2 protein-coding genes are annotated in these 4,464 nt (G+C 62.0%); one reads left to right on the top strand and one right to left on the bottom strand.

The genetic code is table 11. The features are described from left to right. Positions 1-67 precede the first annotated feature (67 nt). Entirely contained in the window at positions 68-1,027 is a 960-nt protein-coding gene (locus AB1J88_RS11135) for an alpha/beta hydrolase (protein ID WP_430291074.1), read from the top strand. A 964-nt stretch (positions 1,028-1,991) separates the two neighbouring features. Here the strand turns inward: AB1J88_RS11135 and AB1J88_RS11130 are convergent. Then, on the bottom strand, positions 1,992-4,454 hold the full coding sequence (locus AB1J88_RS11130; protein ID WP_430291073.1) for a TonB-dependent siderophore receptor: 2,463 nt from the start codon (positions 4,452-4,454) through the stop codon (positions 1,992-1,994). Positions 4,455-4,464 lie beyond the last annotated feature (10 nt).

Below are 4,464 nucleotides of genomic sequence, written 5' to 3'. Positions count from 1 at the left end.
ACCCAGCTGTGAAACCCAAGTAAAACCGATCGGGCGCTGATGGCACCCGATCGCTTTGGAGATTTGAATGTCATTGAATCCTGATATCGCCGCATTTCTGCAACTGGTCGGCAACGGCCGGGCCAGTGGTAAACGCGTCGGCATGCATGAGCTGACCCCGAGCGAGGCCCGTGAACAGTTCGATCAGTCATCGTTGCTGATGGACGCCGGCGGTGAAGAACTGGCCGTGGTGGATGAGCTGCAATTGCCGGTGCGTGACGGCGCACTGTTGCACGCGCGGATCTACAGCAACCATCCGTTGCAGGCGGGCGCCGGTCGTCCGGCACTGCTGTATTTCCATGGCGGCGGCTATGTGGTCGGCAGCCTCGATTCGCATGATTCGCTGTGCCGCGCGCTGGCCTCGCTGGCTGATTGCGTGGTGCTGTCGGTGGCGTACCGACTGGCGCCGGAACATCGCTTTCCGACGGCGACCGATGATGCCCGCGATGCCTGGGACTGGCTGCTGGCGAGTGCGGCTGATCTGGGCATCGACACGGCGCGGCTGGCGATTGCCGGCGACAGCGTCGGTGGCAGCCTGGCCACGGTACTGGCTGCGCAACTGACGGATGCCGCTGTGCAGCCGCGCTTGCAGGTGCTGATTTATCCGGTCACCGATGCCAGTCGCAGCACGCCGTCGATCGAGCGTTTTGCCGAAGGTTATCTGCTGGAGAAGGCTTCGCTGCAGTGGTTCTACGCGCACTATCAGCGTGATGCCAGCGATCGTTTCGATCCGCGTTTCTCGCCGTTGCTCGGTGAAGTTCCGGCCGATGTCGCGCCGGTGTTGATGGTGTTGGCCGAGTGTGATCCGTTGCATGATGAGGGGGTGGCGTATGCCCGGCATTTGCAGGCGGCGGGGGTTGCTGTGGATTTGCAGGTTTACGCCGGCATGACCCATGACTTCATGCGGATGGGGGCGATTGTTGATGAGGCTGAAGAGGCGCTGGGGTTGATTGCTGGGCGGTTGGTAGAGGTGTTTGCTTTGGCTTGACCGGGGTGGGGGGGAATATCCGTTGCTGCGGTAACGGCCACCTAGGGTTCCGCCCTGACGGCGGGTCACTTTGGCAAACGCCCCAAAGTAACCAAAGGGCTTTACCCTGACGTTCGGCCCTCGCTCAGGCTCGGGTTCCTTCGCTGCGGGATTCATCCGGGGGGCAGCGCCTACGGTTTGCTTCGCTGCACCTCCTCTCGCTGTGTTTGGCTGCGCCAAACGGTCGCTGCGCTCCCACCCCCGGATAAATCCCTCCACTCAGCCTGCCGACGGGCCCTCAGATCAAAAGCGGTACTCGAGCTAACGCTCATCGTGTTGAGTGGGGCGGCTTCGCCGCATGGGGTGTGCACGAATAAAATTCTGGGAGCTGGCTTGCCAGCGATGGCGGCCTGACAGCCGACCAATTTCTAACTGAAAACACCCGATCCCACTGTGGGAGCTGGCTTGCCAGCGATGGCGGCCTGACAGCCGACCAATTTCTAACTGAAAACACTCAATCCCATGTAGGAACTGCCGAAGGCTGTGATCTTTTGATCTGGCTCTGGCTCTGGCTCTGGCTCTGGCTCTGGCTCTTGATCTGGCTTTTGATTTTTTGCCCCTTCGGCAGGCCGAGCGGAGGTGTCCATCCGGGGGTAGGCGCGCAGCGCTGTGCGGCGAAGCCGCATACATCGAGAGGAGGTGCAGCGAAGCAAACCGTAGGCGATGCCCCCGGATGGGCACCGTAGCGAGGGAACACTGAGCCTAAGCGAAGTGCCGTACGCCGGGGCAAAGCCTTTTGGGTTACCTTTCCGGCGTCTGGAAAAGGTGACTCGCTGTAAGAGCGAAACCGCCAGCAGCAACACCCGCAGCAACGGATATTCACCCAAATCCCCAAGAACCTGGTCGGCCCAAAGGCCGCCAAGCCCCAATCAGCCCGCAAAAAAAACGCCAGCAAATGCCGGCGTTTCAGTGAGCGCTAAACGTATTACCAGTTGTAGGTCACGTCAGCAGTCATGGTCCGGCCTTCGCCGTAGTAGCAATCGAGGGTACCGTTGCACGCGGCCACGTATTTCTCGTCGGTGAGGTTTTGCAGGTTGGCTTGCAGCTTCACGCCTTTGACGTGCAGCGGCGATTTCTCCAGGTCGTAAGAGACCATGGCGTCATACACGGTGTAGGACGGAATCTGGAACGAGTCCGACTCGTAATCCGAACCGTAGCTGCTGCGCACGTAGCGGGCGCCCAGGCCCATGCCGAAACCGGCGAGGGCGGTGGAGATGTCGAAGTCGTAGTTGACCCACGCGGAGGCGGTCAGTGGTGGACGCATGGCCAGGGTGCGACCTTCGCGACCGTCGTTGTCTTTCTCCCACTTGGTCTGGTTACGCGACACTGCCGCCAGCACGCGCAGGTTGCGGGTGACGTTGACCTTGCCTTCCAGCTCGATACCGCGCGAACGCACGGAGCCGCTCTGGGTGCTGAAGCCCGGGTTGTTGAGGTCGGTGGTGAGCATATTGTCCTGGTCGATCTGGTACGCCGACAGCTGAATGAAGCCGTCGATCGACTTCGGCTCGTACTTGACGCCGACTTCGTACTGCTTGCCGGTGGTCGGTTCGAAGGCGCTGCCGCTCATGTCGGTACCGGTTTGCGGCAGGAACGATTCGGCGTAGCTGACGTACGGTGTGATGCCGTTGTCGAACTCGTAGCCGAGGCCGGCACGACCGGTGAACTTCTCGTCCTTCTGGTTGCTGTGGCCGCCGCTCAGCGGTTGCTTGTTGTCGGTTTCGGCGAAGTCATAACGACCGCCGAGGGTCAGGAACCACTGGTTCCAGCGCAGTTGATCCTGAGCGTACAGGCCGGTCTGGGTGATGGTGTTGTCCCACTTGTACGGCTGGCGGAAATTGATCTGGCTGCCATACACCGGGTTGTACAGATCCAGACCCGGAGCGGTGCGGTCGTACAGGCCGAGGAATTTCGAATTGTAGTGGTAGTAGTCCACGCCCAGCAGCACGGTGTGCTCGACATCGGCGGTGTTGAACTTGGCCTGAGCGATGTTATCGATGCCGTAGACCTTGTTGTGCTGCGACCAGTCCACCGCATAACGGCTCTGGTAGCTGCCGTCGTTGAGGCCGGTGACCGGGTTGGTCGGGAACGAATAACCGTGCAGCGGCGCCACGTACTGGTCATTGATGTCGGCGTAACGCGCGTTCTGCTTCAGGGTCCAGACGTCGTTGAGTTCGTGGGCAATCTCGTAACCGACCACGAACTGCTCGCGGTGGTACTTGTTCACGTCCGGCTCGCCGAGGAACAGGCTGCGGCTGATGCGCCCGGCCTGGCTGCGATGCACGGTGCCGTTGGCCGGCAGGCCCTGGGCTTCCGGTACATCGTGGTCTTTCTGGTACTGACCGAACACAGTGATGGTGGTCTGATCGTTAGGCAGCCAGGTCAGGCTAGGCGCCAGCAGCATGCGGTTCTGGCTGGCGTAGTCGATGGCCGAGCCGCTGTCGTTGACCACGCCGGTCAGGCGATAGAGGAATTCGCCTTGATCGTCGATCGGGCCGCCGAGGTCGAAGGCGCCGTACTTGCGGTCATAGCTGCCGCCACCGATCTTCACTTCGTGCAGCGGGGTCGCGGTCGGACGCTTGCTGACCATGTTGACGATACCGCCAGGCTGGTTCTGGCCGTACAGCACCGAGGCCGGACCCTTGAGCACTTCGACGCGCTCCAGGGTGTACGGGTCGATCTGCAGCGAACCACCGGTGCTGCCGCCGCCGTAAGGCATGTGCAGGCCGTCGAGGTACAGCGGAGTAGGGGAGAAGCCACGGGACGTCGGTTCGTCGAAGATCTTCACCCGGTCCGAGAAACCGCCGCCGGTCATGCCTGGCGTGTATTGCAGGGCTTCGGTGACGGTCTTCGAGCCGCGCATCTTGATTTCGTCTTGAGTGACGACGTTGATGGTCTGCGGGATTTCCTTGAGCGACGAATCGGTCTTCGAACCGGTGGCGCTGCGCTTGGCGACGATCCCGTCGACCGGGCCCCAGGCCGATTCGGCGGTGGCGGAAATGCTGGTCGGGGCCAGATCGAGGCTGGCGCCACCGCTGCTGCGCGAACGCAGGGCGACGTTGTTGCCCTCGACACTGTAGGCGATGTTGGTGCCTTGCAGCAGTTGCGCGATGGCGGCGGTCGGTTCCAGGTTGCCACTGACGGCGCTGCTGCGCAGACCGCTGACTTCATCCGGGCTGTAAAGCACTTGGAGGTTGGTCTGGCGACCGAATTCCTGCAGGGCGCTCCCCAGCGACTGTGCAGGAATATTGATCGCCACGGCGGCGGCCTGGGCCTGGCCGGCCATCGGCACGGTCAGGGCCATGGCGCAGAACGCGGGCAAGGTGCAACGGAAGGAGCGGCGGATCAGCAGGGCCTTGGCGAGCGGGTGGAGTCCGTGCGGTGCGGGCATTGTTCTTCTA

It is taken from the genome of Pseudomonas sp. S8, assembly GCF_050473925.1.
Lineage (GTDB): Bacteria > Pseudomonadota > Gammaproteobacteria > Pseudomonadales > Pseudomonadaceae > Aquipseudomonas > Aquipseudomonas parakoreensis.
The sequence above is the reverse complement of the archived record's forward strand: the minus strand, read 5'-3'. Positions and strand labels throughout refer to the sequence as shown.

Bases quoted from the DNA above. Each gene is read 5' to 3' on its own strand.
- AB1J88_RS11135 (WP_430291074.1), top strand. From the start codon at position 68: ATGTCATTGAATCCTGATATCGCCGCATTTCTGCAACTGGTCGGCAAC.
- AB1J88_RS11130 (WP_430291073.1), bottom strand. From the start codon at position 4,454: ATGCCCGCACCGCACGGACTCCACCCGCTCGCCAAGGCCCTGCTGATC.